The organism is Blastococcus sp. SYSU DS0541, from assembly GCF_054050875.1.
The window spans coordinates 86,542-106,322 of sequence record NZ_JBJHAD010000009.1 but is presented as its reverse complement, the minus strand read 5'-3'; the positions used below and the strand labels follow the sequence as shown (position 1 = coordinate 106,322).

General features: G+C 76.1%; 21 protein-coding genes and 1 riboswitch. Of the genes, 8 read left to right on the top strand and 13 right to left on the bottom strand.

Annotation, left to right across the window (positions count from 1 at the left end):
- Positions 1-228: 228 nt before the first annotated feature.
- Positions 229-2,442 (bottom strand): SpoIIE family protein phosphatase, encoded by a 2,214-nt coding sequence (locus ACI794_RS11925; RefSeq protein ID WP_456616476.1) that lies wholly within the window; start codon positions 2,440-2,442, stop codon positions 229-231.
- Positions 2,443-2,452: 10 nt separating this feature from the next.
- Positions 2,453-2,815, bottom strand: a complete 363-nt coding sequence (locus ACI794_RS11920; RefSeq protein WP_456602713.1) for an STAS domain-containing protein — start codon at positions 2,813-2,815, stop codon at positions 2,453-2,455.
- Positions 2,816-2,887: 72 nt separating this feature from the next.
- Between ACI794_RS11920 and ACI794_RS11915 the strand changes: the two genes are divergently transcribed.
- On the top strand, positions 2,888-3,319 hold the full coding sequence (locus ACI794_RS11915) for an ATP-binding protein (RefSeq protein WP_456616475.1): 432 nt from the start codon (positions 2,888-2,890) through the stop codon (positions 3,317-3,319).
- Between the two features lie 4 nt (positions 3,320-3,323).
- Here the strand turns inward: ACI794_RS11915 and ACI794_RS11910 are convergent, their stop codons facing one another.
- Entirely contained in the window at positions 3,324-3,863 is a 540-nt protein-coding gene (locus tag ACI794_RS11910) for a hypothetical protein (RefSeq protein WP_456602715.1), read from the bottom strand.
- Between the two features lie 125 nt (positions 3,864-3,988).
- Here ACI794_RS11910 and ilvA point away from each other — a divergent pair, with 125 nt between their 5' ends.
- Entirely contained in the window at positions 3,989-5,275 is a 1,287-nt protein-coding gene (gene ilvA, locus ACI794_RS11905; RefSeq protein ID WP_456616474.1) for a threonine ammonia-lyase IlvA, read from the top strand.
- A 135-nt stretch (positions 5,276-5,410) separates the two neighbouring features.
- On the opposite strand, the gene ACI794_RS11900 is transcribed toward ilvA, so the two are convergent.
- Both ACI794_RS11900 and ACI794_RS11895 read right to left on the bottom strand, forming a co-directional pair.
- Positions 5,411-6,058, bottom strand: a complete 648-nt coding sequence (locus ACI794_RS11900; RefSeq protein WP_456616473.1) for a response regulator — start codon at positions 6,056-6,058, stop codon at positions 5,411-5,413.
- Positions 6,055-7,338, bottom strand: coding sequence for a sensor domain-containing protein (locus ACI794_RS11895; protein ID WP_456602718.1), 1,284 nt, complete (start codon positions 7,336-7,338; stop codon positions 6,055-6,057). Before ACI794_RS11895 ends, ACI794_RS11900 begins: the two co-directional genes overlap by 4 nt.
- A gap of 162 nt (positions 7,339-7,500) precedes the next feature.
- Here ACI794_RS11895 and ACI794_RS11890 point away from each other — a divergent pair, with 162 nt between their 5' ends.
- The 3 genes from ACI794_RS11890 to ACI794_RS11880 are packed head-to-tail and all read left to right on the top strand — an operon-like array spanning position 7,501 to position 9,640.
- Positions 7,501-8,439, top strand: a complete 939-nt coding sequence (locus ACI794_RS11890; RefSeq protein WP_456616472.1) for an ABC transporter ATP-binding protein — start codon at positions 7,501-7,503, stop codon at positions 8,437-8,439.
- Positions 8,436-9,218 (top strand): hypothetical protein, encoded by a 783-nt coding sequence (locus ACI794_RS11885; protein WP_456602720.1) that lies wholly within the window; start codon positions 8,436-8,438, stop codon positions 9,216-9,218. The genes ACI794_RS11890 and ACI794_RS11885 overlap by 4 nt, the downstream gene beginning before the upstream one ends.
- A complete protein-coding gene (locus tag ACI794_RS11880) occupies positions 9,215-9,640 on the top strand; it encodes a TIGR02611 family protein (RefSeq protein ID WP_456616471.1) in 426 nt (141 codons plus the stop codon). The genes ACI794_RS11885 and ACI794_RS11880 overlap by 4 nt, the downstream gene beginning before the upstream one ends.
- A gap of 19 nt (positions 9,641-9,659) precedes the next feature.
- Here the strand turns inward: ACI794_RS11880 and ACI794_RS11875 are convergent, their stop codons facing one another.
- The 6 genes from ACI794_RS11875 to ACI794_RS11850 form a co-directional block, all read right to left on the bottom strand.
- Complete coding sequence (locus ACI794_RS11875) at positions 9,660-10,616, bottom strand: D-2-hydroxyacid dehydrogenase family protein (protein WP_456616470.1); 957 nt, start codon at positions 10,614-10,616, stop codon at positions 9,660-9,662.
- Between the two features lie 21 nt (positions 10,617-10,637).
- Positions 10,638-10,868: a hypothetical protein gene (locus ACI794_RS11870; RefSeq protein WP_456616469.1), complete on the bottom strand. Its 231-nt coding sequence runs from the start codon at positions 10,866-10,868 to the stop codon at positions 10,638-10,640.
- A 35-nt stretch (positions 10,869-10,903) separates the two neighbouring features.
- Positions 10,904-11,041: a hypothetical protein gene (locus ACI794_RS11865; RefSeq protein WP_456602724.1), complete on the bottom strand. Its 138-nt coding sequence runs from the start codon at positions 11,039-11,041 to the stop codon at positions 10,904-10,906.
- Positions 11,042-11,112: 71 nt separating this feature from the next.
- On the bottom strand, positions 11,113-11,745 hold the full coding sequence (locus ACI794_RS11860; protein WP_456616468.1) for a hypothetical protein: 633 nt from the start codon (positions 11,743-11,745) through the stop codon (positions 11,113-11,115).
- Positions 11,746-11,849: 104 nt separating this feature from the next.
- Positions 11,850-12,011 (bottom strand): hypothetical protein, encoded by a 162-nt coding sequence (locus tag ACI794_RS11855; RefSeq protein WP_456581617.1) that lies wholly within the window; start codon positions 12,009-12,011, stop codon positions 11,850-11,852.
- Between the two features lie 95 nt (positions 12,012-12,106).
- Entirely contained in the window at positions 12,107-15,274 is a 3,168-nt protein-coding gene (locus tag ACI794_RS11850) for a carboxyl transferase domain-containing protein (protein ID WP_456616467.1), read from the bottom strand.
- A 347-nt stretch (positions 15,275-15,621) separates the two neighbouring features.
- On the opposite strand from ACI794_RS11850, the gene ACI794_RS11845 reads away from it, so the two are divergent.
- Both ACI794_RS11845 and ACI794_RS11840 read left to right on the top strand, forming a co-directional pair.
- A complete protein-coding gene (locus tag ACI794_RS11845) occupies positions 15,622-16,275 on the top strand; it encodes a helix-turn-helix domain-containing protein (RefSeq protein ID WP_456616466.1) in 654 nt (217 codons plus the stop codon).
- A gap of 286 nt (positions 16,276-16,561) precedes the next feature.
- Positions 16,562-16,719, top strand: a riboswitch (cyclic di-AMP (ydaO/yuaA leader).
- Between the two features lie 15 nt (positions 16,720-16,734).
- The gene (locus tag ACI794_RS11840) at positions 16,735-17,253 is read left to right on the top strand and encodes a C40 family peptidase (RefSeq protein WP_456616465.1); all 519 of its coding nucleotides are present in this window, start codon (positions 16,735-16,737) and stop codon (positions 17,251-17,253) included.
- A 57-nt stretch (positions 17,254-17,310) separates the two neighbouring features.
- On the opposite strand, the gene ACI794_RS11835 is transcribed toward ACI794_RS11840, so the two are convergent.
- Positions 17,311-17,793 carry a hemerythrin domain-containing protein gene (locus tag ACI794_RS11835; RefSeq protein ID WP_456616464.1) on the bottom strand — a complete coding sequence of 161 codons (483 nt, stop codon included), beginning with the start codon at positions 17,791-17,793 and terminating at the stop codon, positions 17,311-17,313.
- Positions 17,790-18,728: a Rieske 2Fe-2S domain-containing protein gene (locus tag ACI794_RS11830; protein WP_456616463.1), complete on the bottom strand. Its 939-nt coding sequence runs from the start codon at positions 18,726-18,728 to the stop codon at positions 17,790-17,792. Before ACI794_RS11830 ends, ACI794_RS11835 begins: the two co-directional genes overlap by 4 nt.
- Positions 18,729-18,838: 110 nt before the next feature.
- On the opposite strand from ACI794_RS11830, the gene ACI794_RS11825 reads away from it, so the two are divergent.
- Complete coding sequence (locus ACI794_RS11825; protein ID WP_456616462.1) at positions 18,839-19,738, top strand: SMP-30/gluconolactonase/LRE family protein; 900 nt, start codon at positions 18,839-18,841, stop codon at positions 19,736-19,738.
- Positions 19,739-19,781: the final 43 nt, after the last annotated feature.

The following is a 19,781-nucleotide window of genomic DNA, read 5'->3' as shown; positions in this document are numbered from 1 at the left end:
GCGAGCGCCGCCGGGCGTCCTGGCTCGGAACGCCCGCACCGGCGATGGTTCCTCCGGGCAGTCGCTCTCTGCCCCGCCCTCGTGGGCAGAGAGCCAGCGGCGGAGGGACATGCCCGGCCCGTAGTAGCGCTCTGCCCCGCCGACGTGGGCAGAGCGCTACTGCCGGCAGGTGGTCACCGGCCTTCCGCACGACCGCGGCGGGAACCTGTCGCGGCCGGCACCGGTCGCTCAGGTGCGCGCGACCGCCAGCAGCGTCACGTCGTCGGTGCGCGGCGGGTCCAGCGCCGCGAGCACCGCGTCGAGCAGCGCCTGGGGGGCGACCGGTCCGCCGGCGACGGCGGCGCGCAGGTCGTCCAGGCCGGTGCTCAGCCCACCCGGACCGCGCTCGACGAGACCGTCGCTGATCAGCAGCAGGCGGTCGTCGCCGGCGAGCGTCAGCCGGGTCTCCCGGTAGCCGGCGGCGTCGAGCAGTCCGAGCGCCGGTCCCCGGCCCTCGCGCAGGTACTCGGCGGTGCCGCCGGTCGCGTGCAGCACGGGCAGGTGGCCGGCGTTGGCGATGACGACCTCGCCGGTCGCCGGGTCCAGCTCGGCGACCACAGCGGTGGCGAGCTCCCCCGGCAGGAGCGCGCCGATGACCTGGTTCAGCCCGTCGAGCGCGGCCGCCGGGCCGCCGGCCCGCAGCAGGTGCGCGCGCAGCGCGTGCCGCAGCTGGGCGGTGATCGCGGCGGCGGCCAGCCCGTGCCCGGCGACGTCGCCCAGCACGACCGACACCCGCCCGCCGGGCAGCGGCACCAGGTCGTACCAGTCGCCACCGACGACGTCGTCCTCGCTGGGCAGGTACCGGGCCGCCAGGTCGACGCCGGGGACCTTCGGCAGCTGCTCCAGGAGCAGCGTGCGCTGCAGCGCGCCGGCCAGGCGGTCGTCCTCGGTGGCCCGGTTCGCGGCGGTCTCGGTGAGCAGTGCGGCCAGGCTGCGGGCCGCCGCGACCTCGTGGTGCAGCCACGGCTGCGCCGTCTCCCGCACCGTCTCGCTCCAGGCGTCGAACGAGCGGCGCGGGCTCAACCGCGGGCCGGCGTCGGTCTGCGCCGTCTTGGCGGTGTACGGGTTGCCGCCCCAGGTGATCTCGCGCAGCGTCTCGGGGCGGAACCAGGCGAGGAAGTCCCCGCGCCCGCCGGCCACCTCGGCAACCAGCACGCCGCTGGCGGTGGCGGCGAGGTCGGCCGCCCCCGGGACGACCCGGCTCACCGCGTCGGTGACGCCCACCCCCGCCGCCAGCAGGTCGCGGACCAGCGGGCCGACCCGGTCGGCCGGGGGCGTCGTCCCGAGCAGCCGCAGCTGGCCGCCCAGCCGCACGGCGGCGCCCGCGGCGGGCAGCAGGTCCAGCGCGGTGATCCCGCCCTCGGTGAGCGCCGTGGCGAGGCCGCGCGGGGTGCGGCCGATGACCGCGGCGAGCTCGGCCTGGCGGTGCGCGACCTCGACGACGCCGCTCTCCTCGCCGGCGGCCACCTTGGTGGGCAGCAGCAGGGAGGCGGTGCGGCCGAGGAACTCCGCGGCCGTGCGGTCGGTGTAGGACGGCCGGTGCGGCCCCGCGTAGTGGTGGCAGGCGATGAGGCCCCACAGCTTCCCGCCGTCGACCAGGGAGATCGACATGGAGGAGCGCACGCCCATGTTCGCCAGGTACTCCAGGTGCACCGGGGAGACGCTGCGCAGCATCGCACCGGAGAGGTCCAGGGGGCGCCCCGCCACCGTCGGGGGCTCCAGCGGCACCGGGCGGTAGGTCGCGTCCGGGATGAGCCGCATCCAGTTGGTGGCGTACAGCGCCCGCGCCTGGGCCGGGATGTCGCTGGCCGGGAACCAGAGACCGAGGAAGGGCTCGAGGTCCTCGCGGCGGTCCTCGGCGATCACCTCGCCGTTCCACTCGGCGTCGAAGCGGTAGACCATCACCCGGTCGAAGCCGGTCAGGGCGCGGACGTCGCGGGCGAGCACGTCGGAGAGCTCGTCGAGGGTCGGGCTGGCCGACAGCCGCTGCAGCACGCTGGGCAGGCGGCGGTGCCAGGCGGTGCCGGCCTCCTCCGCGCCCAGGACCGGTTCCCACTCGGTGAGCAGCAGACCGTCGGCGCGGTGCACGACGACGTCGACCTCGGCGCCGGCCACGCCGACCCGCAGCGGGTTCAGCTCCCCGAGGTCGCCGGCGAGGCCCGCGCGCAGGCGGGCGGCATCGTCGGGGCCGAGCAGCTCGTCGAGGGCTGCGCCGGCGACCGGGCGGCCGAACAGCTCGCCCGCGTTGGCGGAGGCGACGACGACGGCGAGGCCCGGCTCGGTGACGGCCAGCAGCACCCCGTGCGGCTGGACGGCTCCGGGGACGGCGATCGGCTCGTCCGCGCAGCGGGCGAGCGCGTCGTCGTCGACGGTGCGCGCGGGGCCGGCCGGGGAGCTGGTCACCCCGGCGACGTTACGTGGCGTCGCGGTTGACGGCGGGGCTGGGCACCTCGCCGGCGGAGTTCACGATCGGGATCACCGCGTGGAGTTCCAGCAGGTCGATGGGCAGCCGGACGGGGCGGTTGCTCCGCGGTGCGACGACGTGCAGCTCGACGCCGGCGGCGGCGGCCTTGCGGGCCACGGCGATGAGGGTGCGGGCGCCCGACGAGTCGAGGAAGGCCGTCGGCGCCAGGTCGACGACGATGCCCTCCGGGCCGGCGGCCAGCAGCGCCTCCGCGGCCTCGGCGAGCCGCGGCGCGGTCGCGATGTCCAGCTCACCCCGTACGGTGAGGGCCGGACGCCCGGCGATCGTCGTACGGTCCACGTCGAAGAGCACCGTTCACCTCCCTCAGCGCGTCGTCTCCGACGTCCGAGGGTAGGCCACCGTGCAGGAGGAGGCTGAACGGCCATGAACATCGACTTCAGCGTGCGCCTGCCGACCGACGCGCACAGCGTGCCGCTGGTGCGCGGGCTGCTGCGGCAGGCGCTGGAGCACCTGGCGGTGCCGCAGGCGGTCGTCGACGAGATCGTGCTGGCGCTGACCGAGGCCTGCGCGAACGTCGTCGACCACGCCGCGGACCACGAGGCCTACCAGGTCGACGTCGCGATCGACGACGAGACGTGCCGGATCAGCGTGCTCGACGACGGCGCGGGCTTCGACCCCCGCGCCGCCCACGACGCCCCCACCTCCCCCTTCGACGCGCGCGGCCGCGGGCTCGTGCTCATGCGCGCGCTGGTCGACCAGCTCCAGTTCGTGCAGGACGACGACGGCCGCCACCGGGTGAGCTTCGAGAAGCGGCTGGTCACCCAGCCGCGCCTGCGCCTGCTCGACCCGCGCTGACCGGTCAGCCCCGGACCGGGATCGGGTGCGGCGCCACCAGCTCGGCCAGCGCCTGACCCCACCGGCGGGCCCGGTCCTCCTCGCCGTCGAGCAGCGGCCCGGCGACGTCGGACACCAGGAAGTGCTCGGCCGGCGCGGCCAGCGTGGCGCCCAGCCGGCGGAGCAGCGTCTCCTCGGTGCGGGCCGCGTGGTCCAGCGCCGTGACCAGCACCGGTCGGTCCATGCGGGTGTCGAACGCGGCGGCCTGGATGCCGCGCGGCAGCCGGACGTGGTCCAGCCACTCGTGCAGGCCGAAGGTGACGTCGGGGATCACCGCCGCGTGCTCGCGGACCGCGCCCTCACGGGTGGCCGGGCGCGGCATCCCCAACGCGTGCGTCGGGCCGCCGACCACGAGCAGCCGCACGTCGGCGGGCACCAGCATCGGGGCCTCCCGCGCGCAGGCGACGTCGACCTGCAGGCGGCCGCACAGGCCGTGGGCGACGGCCATCGCGACCCGTCTCGCGTCGCCGAACACCGACTCGTAGACGACCAGGGCTCCGGCCACCGACCTCACCGCCTCGTGTGCCGCCTGCAGGAGGGCGCCGACCGTAGGCCCGCCCGACCCGTCGTGGGGTACATCACGCACCCAACCGTGATCTCGTCCACCGGCCGGGGGGCGTGTCGTCGACGATGGGCGGTGTGAGCGGTACTCCTCGCGACGACGCGTCGCCCGACGACTTCTCCGCCGCGGTGCGGGAGGCGGGCCGCCGGCTGGCGGGGGTGGCCGAGCGGACGCCGCTGCAGCGCAACGCCCGCCTCTCGGGGCTCACCGGCGCCGACGTGTGGCTCAAGCGCGAGGACCTGCAGGTGGGCCGCTCGTACAAGATCCGCGGCGCCTACAACACCATCGCCGGGCTGGACGGCGCCGCCCGCGCCGCCGGGGTGGTGTGCGCCAGCGCCGGCAACCACGGGCAGGGGGTCGCGTACGCCTGCCGCGCCCTGCAGGTGCGCGGGCGGGTCTACGTGCCCGGGACGACGCCGCGGCAGAAGCGGGAGCGGATCGCCGCGCTCGGCGGCGACATGGTCACCCTCGTCGTCGCGGGCGACTCCTACGACGAGGCCGCCGCCGCGGCCGCGGTCGACGCCGCCACCACCGGTGCGACGCCGGTGCCGGCCTTCGACGCGCTCAGCACGGTGACCGGGCAGGCGACGGTCGCGGTGGAGGTGCTGGAGCAGCTCGGGTCCGCGCCCGACGTCGTCGTCCTCCCGGTGGGTGGGGGCGGGCTGCTGGCCGGGTGCGGCACGTGGCTGCGCCGGCACTCCCCCGGCACCCGGCTGGTCGGCGTGGAGCCCGCGGGGGCGGCGGGCATGGCCGCGGCGCTGGCGGCCGGGGAGCCCGTGGACCTGCCGGAGATCGACACCTTCGTCGACGGCGCGGCGGTGCGGCGGGTGGGGGCGGTGACCCTCCCCCTGGTGCGCGACAGCGGCGCCGAGCTGCTGACCGTGCCCGAGGGCCAGATCTGCACCGAGATGCTCGACCTGTACCAGGCCGACGGGATCATCGCCGAGCCCGCGGGCGCTCTGGCGGCCGCGGCGGTCAGCGGCGGGCTGGTCACCGTGGAGCCGGGGCAGACCGTCGTCTGCCTGCTGTCCGGGGGCAACAACGACGTCAGCCGGTACGCCGAGGTGATCGAGCGGTCGCTGGTGCACCGCGGGCTGAAGCACTACTTCCTCGTGGAGTTCCCGCAGGAGCCCGGTGCGCTGCGCCGCTTCCTCGACGAGGTGCTCGGCCCCGAGGACGACATCGTGCTGTTCGAGTACGTCAAGCGGGACAACCGCGAGACCGGCGCCGCCCTGACCGGGATCGAGCTGGGCAGCGCCGAGGGCCTGCCCGCCCTGCTGGCCCGGTGCGAGGCCAGCCCGCTGCGCATCCAGCTCGTCGCCCCCGGGACGACCGCCTACCGCTTCCTCGTCTGAGCGCGCCGCCGGGGCGGCCACCCCGGCACCTCGGGCCGCCCCGGGGAGCGTCGAGCCGCGTTCCCCCGCGGCTCGAGGCCGCCCGACCCGGCTCCACCCGCGGGCGGACAGCCCCGGGTCAGCTCGCCGCGCCCTTCAGGCGGTCATGAAGCCGCTCTCGTAGGCGGCGATGACCGCCTGGGTGCGGTCCCGGGCGCGCAGCTTGAGCAGCACGCTGCTCACGTGGGTCTTCACCGTCTCGCGGCTGAGGAACAGCTCGGTGGCGATCTCCGCGTTGGACAGCCCACCGGCCACCAGCCGCAGGACGTCGGCCTCGCGGCCGGTCAGCTCGGGCAGCGCGGCGTCCCCGCGGGCCCGGGACGGCGCGTGGGAGGCGATGAGCCGGCGGGTGAGGTCGGGCAGCACCAGCGACGTCCCCCGCGCCACCACCCGGATCGCGTCGACCAGCTCCTCCGGGTCGGCCCGCTTCAGCGCGAAGCCGCTCGCCCCGGCCTGCAGCGACCGGAACAGGTAGTCGTCGTCCTCGAAGGTGGTCAGCACGAGCACCCGTGGGCGCTGCGGATCGCGCCCGACCAGCTCCCGGGTGGCGGCGATGCCGTCCATGTCGGGCATCCGCACGTCCATGAGGACGACGTCGGGGTCGGTGCGCGCCGCCACGTCCAGCGCCTCCCGGCCGGTGCGGGCGTCGCCGACGACGGTGAGGTCGGGCTCGCTCTCCAGGATCACCCGCAGGCCAGACCGGACGAGCACGTCGTCGTCCACGAGCAGCAGCCGCAGCGTCACGCCGCCCCCGACAGCGGCAGGCTCGCGCACAGCTCGAACCCGCCGCTGGGTGTCGGCTCGGCGCGGAGCGTGCCGCCGGCCGCTGCGGTCCGCTCGCGGAGGCCCGCCAGGCCGCGGCCACCACCGGGGCCGGGGCGGCTGTCCAGCTGCGAGGCCCGCTCGTTGACCACGCGGACGTCGAGGGTGTCGCCGGAGCGGACGACCTGGGCGACGGTGAGCGGCGTGCCGGCGTGCCGGAGCACGTTCGTCGTCCCCTCCTGCACCACCCGGTAGGCGAGCTCCTGCACGCCCGGCGGGACGTCGTCGACGTCGCCGTCGACCACGAGGGCGACCGGCAGCCCGCCGTCGCGCAGCCCGGCGAGCAGGTCGTCGAGGTCGGCAAGGGCGGGCGTGGCGAACGCGGGGCCGCCGGGCGGGCCGTCCCCGTCGCGCAGCACGGTGAGCACCCGGTCGAGCTCGGCGAGCGCGGCCCGGGTGTTGGTCTCGATGTGCCCGAGCGCCTGGCGGGCGAAGTCGGGGTGCACCGGGCGCCCCTCGGCGGGGGTGAGCGTGCGGCGGGCGGCGGTGGCCTGCAGCAGGCTGGCGGTCAGCGAGTGGCCGATCGTGTCGTGCAGGTCGCGGGCGAGCTTGTTGCGGTCGGCGAGCCGGCGGCTGCTCTGCTGCAGCGCCGCGATCTGCTGCTCGGCCCCGGCGCCGAGCAGGCGGGGCATGACCGCGGCGGCCAGCCGCACGACGGCGTCGAGCAGCACGAGGGTGACGACGACGACGAGCGCCATCAGCGCGAGCAACGGCAGGAAGTTCAGCCAGTTCCAGTCCGGGCCCCAGCGGATGGCCGCCACGGCCACCGTCGCGAAGAAGAGCAGGCCGAGGGTGGCGGCGCCGAGGAGCACCCGTGCGCCGAGCCAGCCGACGGCCCGCCAGGTGCCGGCCGAGGCCAGCAGCCGCCGCGCCCGGGGCACCACGCCGGGCAGCTGGCGGACCCGCTCGCCGGCCGGGACGTCGATCCCGAGCAGGGTGCGGGCCATCTCCCGCTCGAAGCCGGCGAAGCCGCGGATCGTCGCGAGGACGAGCGGCACGAGCAGCAGGCCGACGCCGTAGATGACGGCGACCACCGAGCCGAGGAGCGCGAAGTGGAAGGCCAGGGCCAGCGCGCCGACCGGCACCATCGCCAGCGCGTACAGGGCCCGGCCGGGCCAGCCGGGGCGCGCGGCGGTGCGGACCACCGCGCGCAGCCCGGCCGCGATCTCGGCCCCGGACCGCGGGAAGGTGGAGGGAGGCACGTCCCGATCCTGACCGACCGCGCCGCCGCGCGACTCCCCCTCGGGCGTGCTCCGCTCCTCCCCCGCGCGGGGGAGCCAGGTCGGCGCTGCGGGGTGATCCGCACGCACCCCCGCCCCCGGGACGCTCGCAGCCATGACCTCATCCTTCTCCCGGAGCCCGGCATGATCGAGGTGCGCGGGCTCACCAAGACCTACGGCGCGGTGCGCGCCGTCGACGACCTGACCTTCGACGTGCAGCCGGGCAAGGTCACCGGCTTCCTCGGTCCGAACGGCGCGGGCAAGTCCACCACGATGCGCATGGTGCTCGGCCTGGACCGGCCGACCTCCGGCCAGGCGCTGGTGGGCGGCCGGCCGTTCGCCCGGCTGGCCGAACCGATGCGCGCCGCCGGTGCGCTGCTCGACGCCCAGGCCGTGCACCCGGGCCGCAGCGGGCGGGACCACCTGCGGGTGGCCGCCCGCACCCACGGCCTGCCGGCCCGCCGGGTGGACGAGGTGATCGACCAGGTGGGGCTCGGTCCCGCAGCCACGCGCCGGGTGAAGGGCTACTCGCTCGGCATGCGGCAGCGGCTCGGCATCGGCGGTGCGCTGCTCGGCGACCCCGCGGTCCTGCTGTTCGACGAGCCGATGAACGGGCTGGACCTCGACGGCGTCCGCTGGATCCGCCGCCTCGTGCGGGGGCTGGCCGACGAGGGGCGCACGGTGCTGCTGTCGAGCCACCTGATGAGCGAGATGGAGCAGACCGCCGACCACCTGGTCATCATCGGCCGCGGGCGGTTGATCGCGGACGCACCGATCGACGAGGTCATGCGCGGGCAGCACGCCGGCCGGAAGGTGGTCGTGCGGACGCCGTCGACCGACGACCTCGCGGGCGCGCTGCTGCGCCGCGGTCTCCGGGTGCACCCCACCGGCGACGGCGACCTCCTCGTCGAGGGCGCCTCCGCCGAGACGGTGGGGGACGTCGCGCTGGAGACCGGCGTGGCCGTGCACCGGCTGGCCGAGCAGCAGCACTCCCTGGAGGAGATCTACCTCGACCTCACCGGGGACAGCGTCCAGTACCGGGTGGCGGGCAGCCCCGAGCCGGCCGGGCAGGTGCGGGCGTGACCGCCGCGACCGCCCGGGTGGCGGAGCCGGGCGCCGCGACCGTCCTCGCCCGGGCCGCGGGCGCCGAGTGGTTGCGGCTGCGCACCGTGCGGACGACGTGGTGGTGCCTGCTCGCGGCCGCGGTGGCCACCGTCGGCATCGGGACCCTCTCCGCCCTGGACGAGGCGGAGATGGCGAACGCCACCGGGACGACGGTGGCCGCGACGGTCGCCGGCGAGTACGGGACCCTGGTCGGGCAGTTCGCGCTGCTGCTGGTGGTGCTGCTCGCGGTCACCGCCGAGTACGGCAGCGGGGCGATCGCGCCGACGCTGCAGTGGACCCCGCGCCGGGGCGTGCTGCTCGCCGCGCGGGTGGCCGTGCCGGTCGCCGTCGCCACCGCGGCCGGGGTGCTGCTCGCCCTCGTCGCCGACCTCCTCGCGAAGGTGCTGGCGCCGGGCCTCGTGCTCTCCTCCGGCGAGCTGGCCGGGAGCCTCGGCGGGGTCGCCGCCGTGCTCCTCGCCGCCGGCGTCATGACCGCCGGGCTGGGCTTCCTCCTGCGCAGCACCGCCGCCGCGCTGGCCGCGGTGTTCCTGCTGCAGCTCGTGCTGCCGGCGCTGCTGCCGGCCTTCGGCGTGTGGGCGGCCGACATCGCCGAGCTGCTGCCGGGCTCGGGCGCGGTCTGGGTCCTGCTCGACGCGCTGGACCTCACCGCGGCGCACGCCACGTCGCTCCTCGCCGGCTGGGCGGCCGCCGCGCTGGCCGCCGGTGGGTGGTCGCTGCTGCGCCGGGACGCCGGGTGACCGGCGTGGGCGCGGGGCTCGGCCTGGGACGCCCGCCGGTCCGCACGGGTGCGCTGGCTCCCCGCCGGCCGTGGCGACGGCGGCTCGCGGCGTCGCGGCCGCTGGACCGGGCCTACCGGGCGGGCGTGGCGGTCGTCGGGACGGCGGTCGTCCTGGTCGGCCTGGTGACCGTCCCGCTGCCCGGGCCCGGCTGGCTCACGGTGCTGGCCGGGCTGGCCCTGCTGGCGTCGGAGTTCACCTGGGCCGAGCGCCTGCTCGCCGTCGCCCGGCGGCACGTCACTCGGTGGACCCGCTGGGCGACCGCGCACGGTCCGGCGGTGCGCCTGCTGCTCGCGGCGGGGACGGCGGTGCTGGCGCTGGCCGCGGTCCTGCTCGGCCTCGCGGTCGTCGGCGTCCCGGGGTGGCTGCCCGGGGGGCGGTGACCGTGCGCCGCGCCGCCGGCTACACGGGCTCGATGACCCGGATCGGGGCGCCGGCCATCCACGCCGCGACGTCCTCCACCGCCTCGCCGTAGAACACCTCGTAGGTGCCGCGGGTGACGTAGCCCAGGTGCGGGGTGAGCACCGCGCGGCGCAGCTCGCGCAGCGGATGGTCCCGCGGCAGCGGCTCGGCGTCGTACACGTCGAGGCCGGCGCCGGCGATGGCGCCGCGGCGGAGCACGTCCACCAGGGCGGCCTCGTCGACGATCGGGCCACGGCTGGTGTTGACCAGCACCGCGGTGTGCTTCATCAGCGCCAGGTCGTCGGCGCCGATCAGGCCGCGGGTCCGCTTGGACAGCAGCAGGTGCACGGTGACGACGTCGGCGGTGGCGAACAGCTCGTCGCGCTCGACCCTTCGCGCCCCCACCTCGGCGGCCCGCTCGTCGGTGAGGTTCTGGCTCCACGCGACGACGTCCATGCCGAAGGCCTGCCCGATGCGGGCCACCTGCGCGCCGATGCGGCCGAGACCGATGACGCCGAGCCGGGCGCCGTGCAGGTCGCCGCCGATCGTGGTCTGCCACCCGCCGGCGCGCATGGCGGCGGCCTCCTGCGGCAGGTGGCGCAGGGTGGCCAGCACCAGCGCCCAGGTGAGCTCGACGGTGGAGGTGGCCGAGGACGCGGTGCCGCAGACGGTGACGCCGAGCTCACCGGCCGCGGCGACGTCGATCGACTTGTTGCGCATGCCGGTGGTGACCAGCAGCCGCAGGTCGGGCAGCCGCTCGAGGACGGCGCGGTCGAACCGCGTCCGCTCGCGCATGGCGATCACGACGTCGAAGCCGCGCAGCCGCTGGACGAGCGCGTCCGGGCCGGCGGCGGTGTCGTGGAACTCGACGACCTCCGCCGGCCCGGGCAGCCGCGACCAGTCGCAGAACTCCGCGGCGACGGACTGGTAGTCGTCCAGGACGGCGATGCGGTGCACGTCCCAAGGTCTACCGGATGCTCAGCCCTGCGGCCCGGTGGCGTCGGAGATGCCGGCCGGCTTCTCGCCGTCCCCGCCGGCGGGGACGTGCGTGACGTCGTCGGACATGGCGCCGCCCTGGGCTGCCCGCGGCGACTGCTCCGGTGCCGCGCCGACCTCGCCGTGCTCCGGGGTCTCGCCCGGCAGGCCCTCGTCGGCGGACGCGTCGTTCGCGCCGCCGTAGGGGCGGCCGGTCATCGATCCCTCGCTCATCGCTGCTCCTCTCCGCGACAGGCTCCCGACGCCGGTCAGCGCGACGTGGTGCCGCCGCCCTTCCTCTTGTTCGAGAACTTGGAGATCGCGTCCTTGATCTTGCGCTGGTTCTGCGGCTTGCGGGCCTCGTCCATCGCCTTCTTGGCCATGCCGCCCTTCGCGAGCTTGCTCATGATTCCCATGCGGCTGTGGGTGCCCGTTCCGTGGCGGTCCATGCGCCCGCGGCCCGGCTGTCACGTCGGCGTCATGCGGTGCCGGGCGCGTCCTCGTCCTCAGCGTCGGCGCCCGCGCCGGGGTCGCGGGCGAGCAGGTAGGTGGCCACGCCGAGCACCACCCCGGCGACCGCGGAGAGCACGACGATCACCGGCGTGCTGACGTCGCCGAGGACCGCGGTGAGCAGGTCGCGCGAACGGGAGGTCGGGTCGGCGAGGACCACCCCGACGAAGACGGCGACCAGCAGCCCGGCCCCGGCGGCGGCGACGTGCGCGAGCCGCCCGGTGAACCCCATCCGGTCGCCGACGCTGCGGGCGGCCTTGACGATGCGCCCGGCGCGCAGGATGCGCAGCGCGCCGACAGTGCGGACGAGCCGCAGGATCTGCACCGGGCCGAGGGCGAGGACGACGGCGACCACCACGGCGACGGTGAGCGCGATCAGGCCGAGGTGGCCGCGGATCCAGGCGCGCTTGTCCTCGGCGACGGCCAGGAGGATGACCGTCTCGGCGACGAGGACGGCCCCGCTGGCCAGGTCGACGACGTGCCCGGCGGTGCCGAGGCTGCCCTCGGCGACGGTGAGGAACATGGCCGGGATCGAGGCGAGCGCCGCCACCAGGACCGGGACGGCGAGCCGTTCCTGCCAGCGCTCCTCACGGCTCTTCACGGGAGCGTCGTGGTCGGACCCGGGAACGGGAGCGACCCCCGGCCCCGAGGCGGCTGCCTCGGGATCGGGGGTCGCGCCGCGGTTCCGCACGGCGCGGAGCGGGGTCAGCGGACGGAGCCGCGACCCTTGCCGCTGCCGGTGCCACCGCTCTTGTTCTGAAAGTCCGAGATGAACTTCTTGATCTTCGCCTGGTTCTCCGGCTTCTTGGCCTCCTGGAAGACCTTCGCCGCCACCCCGGACGCGATGAGCTTGCGCATCATTCCCATGTCTGCCTCCTCGTCGTCGCACCGGCGCACGCCGGTGCCGTCTCGCCGTTCTCCGTGCCCCGGTGCGCCGCCGGTCAACCACACGACCGGGTGGCTCACCAGGTGTCGACGTGCGGCCGCACCCGGCCCTGCGGCCGCGGTGTGGCCGCCGCCTCGCGGGTGAGGGTAGCGATCCAGCGGCGGGTGTCGGCGGGGTCGATGACGTCGTCGATCTCCCAGTGGGCGGCGACGTTGAGCCCGCGGCCGTTCTCGTAGGCCGCGGCGACGGCGGCGTCGTAGGCGGCCTGCCGCTCGGCGTCGTCCTCGATGGCGGCGAGCTCCCGGCGCATGCCCAGGCGCACCGCGCCCTCCAACCCCATCGGGCCGAACTCGCTGGTGGGCCAGCCGACGGTGAACCGCGGCACCTTGGTGCTGCCGCCGGCCATGGCCTGCGCGCCGAGGCCGTAGGCCTTGCGGAGGACGACGGTGCCCATCGGCACCGACAGGTTGGCGCCGATGACGAACAGCCGGGAGAAGTGGCGCACCGTCGCCGTCTTCTCCGACTCGGGGCCGACCATGAAGCCCGGGGTGTCGCAGAGCGAGAGCACCGGCAGGCCGTGGGCGTCGCAGAGCTGCAGGAAGCGGGCGGCCTTGTCGGCGGCGTCCGCGTCGACGGCGCCGCCGAGATGGGTGGGCACGTTGGCGAGGACCCCGATCGGCGCGCCCTCGACCCGGGCCAGGGCGGTGACCATGCCGGCGCCCCAGCCGTCGCGGAGCTCCAGCACGCTGCCCTCGTCGGCGAGCGCGGTCAGCACCGCCCGCACGTCGTAGACGCGCTTGCGGTTCTCCGGCACCAGGTGGCGCAGCAACCGCTGGTCGGGTGCGGTCCAGCCGTCGACCGGCCCCTGGAAGTAGGAGAGGTACTGCCGGGCCGCGGCGACGGCGGCCGCGTCGTCGGCGACCCGGATGTCGACGACCCCGTTGGCGTGCTGCACGTCGATCGGCCCGATCTCCTCGGGGGCGACGACGCCGAGGCCGCCGCCCTCGATCATCGCCGGGCCGCCCATGCCGATGTTCGCGTCCTCGGTGGCGATGACGACGTCGCAGGTGCCCAGCAGCGCGGCGTTGCCGGCGAAGCAGCGGCCACTGGCGATGCCGACGGTGGGCACGAGGCCCGAGAGCCGGCCGAAGAGGGTGAAGGCGGCGGTGTCGAGCGCGGAGACGACCGGGTGGTCGACGTCGCCGGGCCGCCCGCCGCCGCCCTCGGCGAAGAGGACGACCGGCAGCCGCCGCTTCTCGGCGAGCTCGAACAGCCGGTCCTTCTTGAGGTGGCCGCGCATGCCCTGGGTGCCGGCGAGGACGGTGTAGTCGTAGGAGACGACGACGGCCGGGTGCCCGCCGATGTCGGCCAGCCCGCCGACGACGCCGTCGGCCGGGGTCTTCTCCTGGAGCTCCGCGCGGCTGCGGCGGCGTTCCTGGGCGGCGAAGACCAGCGGCCCGTACTCCAGGAAGCTGCCCTCGTCGACGAGGTCGGCGAGGTTCTCCCGCGCCGTGCGCCGGCCCTGCGCGTGCCGCTTCGCGACCGCATCGGCGCGGTGCTCGTCGAGCCCCTGCTCGTGGCGGCGGCGGACCTCGGCGAGGTCGGGGCGGTCGACGTCCAGGTCGATGGCGGCGGCGTCGGCCGCGCCGTCCCCGTCGGCGTGCTCCGCCTCGGCGAGGAGCTGGCCCTGCCGGACGGTGTCGCCCACCCGCACGGCGACGCGGCGCACGGTGCCGCCGGCCGGCAGCGCGACGACGTGCTCCATCTTCATCGCCTCGAGGACGACGACCGCTCCCCCGGGGTCCACCGCGTCGCCGGGGCCCGCCGCCACGGCGACCACCGTGCCGGGGACGGGTGCGCGCAGTCCCCCACCGGCCTCCGGCGCGAGCGCGGCACCCCCCACGAACTCGGCGAGGTGGTCCTCGACGAACGTCGTGGTGGCGGTGCCGACCTGCGGGTGCGCGAGCAGGGCACGGAGGAAGGCGGTGCTGGTCGGCACGCCGTCGACCCGCACCTCGCCGAGCGCCCGGCGCAGGTGGCGGAGGGCGTCCGCGAGGGAGCCGGTGCGCTCGTGCACGACCACCTTGGCCAGCAGCGGGTCGTAGCGGGGGCTCTGCTCGGCGCCGGGTCGCGCGGCGGTGTCGACGCGCACCCCCGGGCCCCCGGGCAGCGCGAGGGCGGTGATCGTGCCGGCGGCGGGGACGGCGCCGTCGGTGGTGACCGTCTCCGCGACGACGCGTGCCTGGACCGCGGTGCCGAGCGGCCGGGGCGCGCCGTCGGCGAGGCGGAGGTCCGCGAGGGTCGCGCCGACGGCGACCCGCAGCTGCAGCCGCACGAGGTCCAGCCCCAGCGTCTCCTCGGTGACGGTGTGCTCGACCTGCAGCCGCGGGTTGCACTCGAGGAAGGTGAACCGGTCGGGGTCGTCGGCGGAGACGAGGTACTCCACCGTGGCCAGGCCGCGGAAGCCGTCGCCGACGACGCCGCGCGCCGCCGTGGCCAGCCGGGCGCGGACGGCGTCGGGCAGGCGCGGCGCGGGGGCGATCTCGACGACCTTCTGCCGGGTGCGCTGCAGGGAGCAGTCCCGGTCGCCGAGGGCGACGACGCCGCCCCGCCCGTCTCCCAGCAGCTGCACCTCGATGTGGCGGGCGCGCTCGAACAACTCCTCGGCCAGCAGCTCACCGTTGCCGAAGGCGACACGCGCCTCGCCCCGCACCGCCGCCACGGCCGCGGCGACGTCGTCACCCCGGCGCAGCACCCGGGTGGCCCGCCCCCCTCCGCCGAACCGGGCCTTGAGCATGATCGCGCCGACCTCGTCGAGCAGGTCGGCGACCGCCGCCGCGTCCCCGTCGGCCGCGCGCAGGACGGGCACGCCGGCCTTCGCTGCCCGTGCGCGGGTGAGCGACTTGTCGCCCAGCACGGCCAGGTCCTCGGCGCTCGGCCCGACGACGGCGCGGCCGGCCTGCGCGCACGCACGGGTCAGGTCGGGGGTCTCGGAGAGGAAGCCGTAGCCGGGGTGGACGAGGTCGCATCCGGTGGCGACCGCCGCCTGCACGATCGCCGCGGCGTCGAGGTAGGCGGCCGGGCCGCTGCCGGGGAGGACGTGCACCTCGTCGGCGGCCGCCAGGTGCGCGGCGTCGGGCTCGTCGGCGGCGGTGACGGCCACCGAGGCCAGCCCCTCGGCGGCGGCGGCGCGGGCGATGCGGACGGCGATCTCGCCGCGGTTGGCGATGAGCAGGCGGGCCACCCGGGGATGCTCGCACGCGCCCCGGACGCCACTGTGGCCCCGGTCACCGCGGCCGGGTGCTCCGCCGCTCAGCCCGCACAGGTTCGCCGGAGAACGTCGCCTTCTGCCCCGCCGGAGTGGGCAGAGAGTGAGCGCCCGACCGACACCTCGCTGGCACAGTCGCCCTCTGCCCCGCCGGAGTGGGCAGAGAGTGAGCGCGCCACCCAAACCTCCCCGGCGCAGTCGCCCTCTGCCCCGCCGGAGTGGGCACAGTCGCCCTCTGCCCCGCCGGTGTGGGCAGAGGGCGACTGTCCACAGATGGACACCAGGGGTCGTGCCGCACCGCCTCCGGTGGAGAGGCTCGGCCGGTGACCGACGACGGTGGGCCGGCGGAGTTCGACCTGTGCGGTCTGGTGCGGCGGATCCGCCGCCGGGCGGACCTGTCCCAGCGGGAACTGGCGGCTCGGTTGGGCGTCTCCAAGTCCACGGTGGCGGCCGTGGAATCCGGTGACCGTGGCATGGACGCCGGGATGCTCGCGGCCGCCGCGGCGCTTGCCGGCCTCCGGCTCGGCCTGCTCGATGACGCGGGACGACCGGTCGCGGGCATGGCGGCGGGCACGGTCCGCGACAGGGTCGGCCGACGGTTCCCCGCCCATCTCGACACGATGCTGAGCGAGGAGCGCGCCTCGCGGTGGGAGCACCAGCCCCGGCGACCACGACCGACGTACACCTTCGACCGTCGATGCCCCTGGGTGGACCCCGCCGACCGCGAGCGCGACCGCCCGGACGACCACCTCGTCCCCCGGCCCGGCGACTCCCCGGAGGAGCGCACCGCGGCCCGTCGGGCGGCCGCCGCCCGACGGCGGCAGGAGGAGCTCCGGCGGCGATTCGAGTCGGGAGCCTTCCGGCACCTCGACGACGGCTGGTCGTGCGCGTGCCCACCGGCATGCCACGAGCTCGACGACCGGAGCGGCCGGCCGGTGCACGTCGAGGACTGCCTGTGCGGCTGCGACGTCGGCTGAGGAATTGGCTACGAGGTCGGAGTGGCCGAGCACGCAGAGTGCAGGAGCGCCGCTGTCCGGAGAAGTACAGGGCCGCACACGGTCGGTAACCCGGTGCCGAGGCGGCCCGTCCGGGGCCGACGGATCTCCCGTGGTCGGCTCGCGAGTCGCGGTCCGGAGCCCCGCGCGGACTCCGCCCCGCGACCCCCACGGGTGGCGTGTCGGCCGCTTTGTGACCTTTCCGTGACCGACCTAGCGTCGTCGCCGGTCCGGCCGGGCTCCCCCGTCACCGCCCCCGGTGACACCCGGACGGACACCGCCGAACCGGGCGCCGGCGCACGCCGGAGCCCGGACCGGGGACCCACCGCAGTAGTGGGGTGAAGCGCCACCGGCCTGTCCGGGGCGCCGGGCGCGTTCCCCGCCCGAACCCGTCAGCTCACCCGGTAGGCGGTTGTCGGAGAACAGGAGAAACCGTCGTCCATGACGACCACTCGTACGACCACCACCCGTCGCTCGCTCCGCGGAGCGGCGCTCGCGCTCCTCACCGGTGCGGGGATCGCCCTCACCCCGTTCACCGCCACCGCCTCCACCGGTGACGGCGGCGGCGGCACCGGCACCGTCGTCACCACCACCGCCGTCGCCCCCAACCACGCCGCGCAGGTCGCCGTCGACACGGCGCTGGCGCAGCAGGGGAAGCCCTACATCTGGGGCGGCACCGGCCCGGGGGGCTACGACTGCTCCGGTCTCACCTGGTCGGCCTACCAGGCGGCGGGCATCGAGATCCCGCGGACCTCCCGCGCCCAGTCGACCGCCGGCCACTACGTGGACCGGGCCTCCCTGCAGCCCGGCGACCTGATCTTCTTCTACGACCCGGTCGGCCACGTCGGCATGTACATCGGCGACGGCCTGATGGTGCACTCCTCGACCTTCGGCAACCCGGTCGCGGTCGTGCCCGTCGACAGCATGTGGGGCTACAACACCGCGCGCCGCATCGTCTGAGCGCCTGCGACGGCGGGTCCCAGGTCGTCCGCGCACGACCGGGGGCCCGCCGCGCGGCTACAGGTGGCGCAGGGTGGCGCGCTTGAGCCGGATGATCAGCCGCATCCCGCCGGACTCGGCCAGCTCCTGCTTCCGCGCGCGCAGCTGCTCACCGAGCTCCTCGAGGCGCTGCTCCCCCAGCGCGTGCGACTGGGGGAACATCCGCTCCTCCTCCTCCATCGTGTGGTGGCGCACCGTCTTCTCCAGCATGCGCACCTCGGTGGCGAACTCCGGGTCGGTGACGTCCATGCGCATGACGGTGGCGACCTGGTCGTCGATCTGCCGGTGCTCGGCGTGCGCGAGGGCCAGCAACGGGGAGACGTCGGGGACGGCGGGGTAGAAGAGCTCGTCCTCGATCTGGGCGTGGATCTCGATCTCGCGCAGGAACTCGTCCCGGAGCTCCTCCCGGCGGGCGGCCTGCCCCTCGGTCGTCTCCGCCAGCTCGCGCAGCAGCCCGCGCAGCACGTCGTGGTGCGCGATCAATACCTCGTCGGCCTTCACCGGGACGCCTCCTCCACCGTGGTCACGGCCGTCGGGGTGCGCCAGCGGGCCCGCCGCCGCACCTCCACCGCGCCGTCGCGGACGCGGGTGTCGTAGCAGGGCAGCGGCGCCGTGGACGGCCCCTGCGCCGGCTCCCCGGTGTCGAGGTCGAACCGCGACCCGTGCCACGGGCACACCAGCTCGTCCCGGTGCAGCCACCCCTCCGCCATGGGGCCGCCCAGGTGCGGGCAGCGCCCGCCCAGCGCGCGCACCTCGTCCTCGGTGCGGATCAGCACCACCGGCACACCGTCTGCGTCGACGCCGAACGGCTCGCCGTCGGGGAGGTCGGCGAGGCGGGCGACCGGCGTGAACCGGCGGGGCGACCGGCCGGCCGCGGAGTGGTCGACACCCAGCCGGTGCCGGTAGGAGAGCGCACCGCCCAGGTAGCCGCTGGCCAGGACGATCGCGTAGCCCGCGGCGGCGGTGACCCGGGCCCGCACCGCGCGCCCACGCCCCCGGTCCACGAACGACCACGTCTGCAGCGCGAGCGCGGTGCTGTTGAGCGCGGCGTGCACCAGACCGACGCGGCGCGCCTCGTCGTGGGCGTGCTGCCAGTCGGTCATGCCGGTCGCGGCGGCGCCCACCGCGCCGGCGATCCCGAACCCGACGACCGTGCGCGCCGCCTGGCCGGTACCCGGGCCGCCGCGGCCGGTGGCGTCGAGCCCGTCGAGCAGCGCGGCCGCACCCCAGGCGCCGATCGGCACGGTGACGAGGAACGGGTGCAGGGGGTGGCCGAACCAGACGCCGTGCAGCAGGTCCTGCAGCGGGCGGGCGTAGCGGCCCGCCAGCAGGAAGGTCAGCGAGATCCCGTGCTCGACCTGGTAGCTCGGCGCGTCCAGCACCTCCATCCGCTCGACCCGGCTCACCGCCCGCTCGAGGAGGTTCCGGACGCTCACCGGTGCGCGTCTTCCGTGGCCATGCCCGGACCCGTGCCCAGCCCGCCGCGGCGGAAAACGGGAGGTGGCGGGCTCGTGCGCCCGCCCGGATGGTCGTAGCGTCCGGCGGCATGGCTGATCGAGCGTTCCGGACGGTGCTGGAGGGCGGCTCCTTCTTCGAGGGTCCGCGGTGGCACGACGGGCAGTGGTGGGCGTCGGACTTCTACCGGCACACGGTGAGCCGGGTGACGCCGGGGAGCCCGGAGACCGTCGTCCTCGAGGTGGAGAACCAGCCCTCGGGGCTGGGCTGGCTCCCCGACGGCTCGCTGCTCGTGGTGTCGATGAAGGACCAGCGGCTGCTGCGGGTCGCCGACGGCCAGGTGTCCACCCACGCCGACCTCTCCGGGGTCTGCGGCGGCTACCTCAACGACATGGTGGTCGACGGCGTCGGCCGGGCGTACGTCGGCGACTTCGGCTTCGACCTGATGGGCGGCGGCGCGCCGGCGGCGGCGTCGCTCAAGCGGGTCGACCCCGACGGCACGGTGACCGTCGTCGCCGAGGGGTTGCGCTTCCCGAACGGCTCGGTCATCACCCCCGACGGCGGGACGCTGATCGTCGGCGAGACCTGGGGCAACCGCTTCTCGGCCTTCGACGTCGCCGCCGACGGCTCGCTGGGCCCGCGGCGCACGTGGGTGGAGTTCGGCCCGGAGCCGGTGGGCGGCTCGATCGAGGAGCTGATGGGCCAGGTCGTCGTCGCCCCGGACGGTTGCACGCTGGACGCCGAGGGGCACGTCTGGGTGGCCGACGGCTTCGGCTCGCGGGTGCTGCGGGTCGCGCCGGGCGGGCAGGTGGTCGACGAGGTCGCCGCCCCGGACGGCCTGGGCACCTACGCCTGCGCGCTCGGTGGCGAGGACGGCCGGACGCTGCTGCTGTGCTGCGCCCCCGACTTCTACGAGCACACCCGCGCACCGGCGCGGGAGGCGGTGCTGGTGTCGACGGAGGTCACCGTCCCGCACGCCGGCTTCCCCTGATCCCACCCCGGCGGCCGGGAGGGCGGCCGGGGAGCCCGCGGGC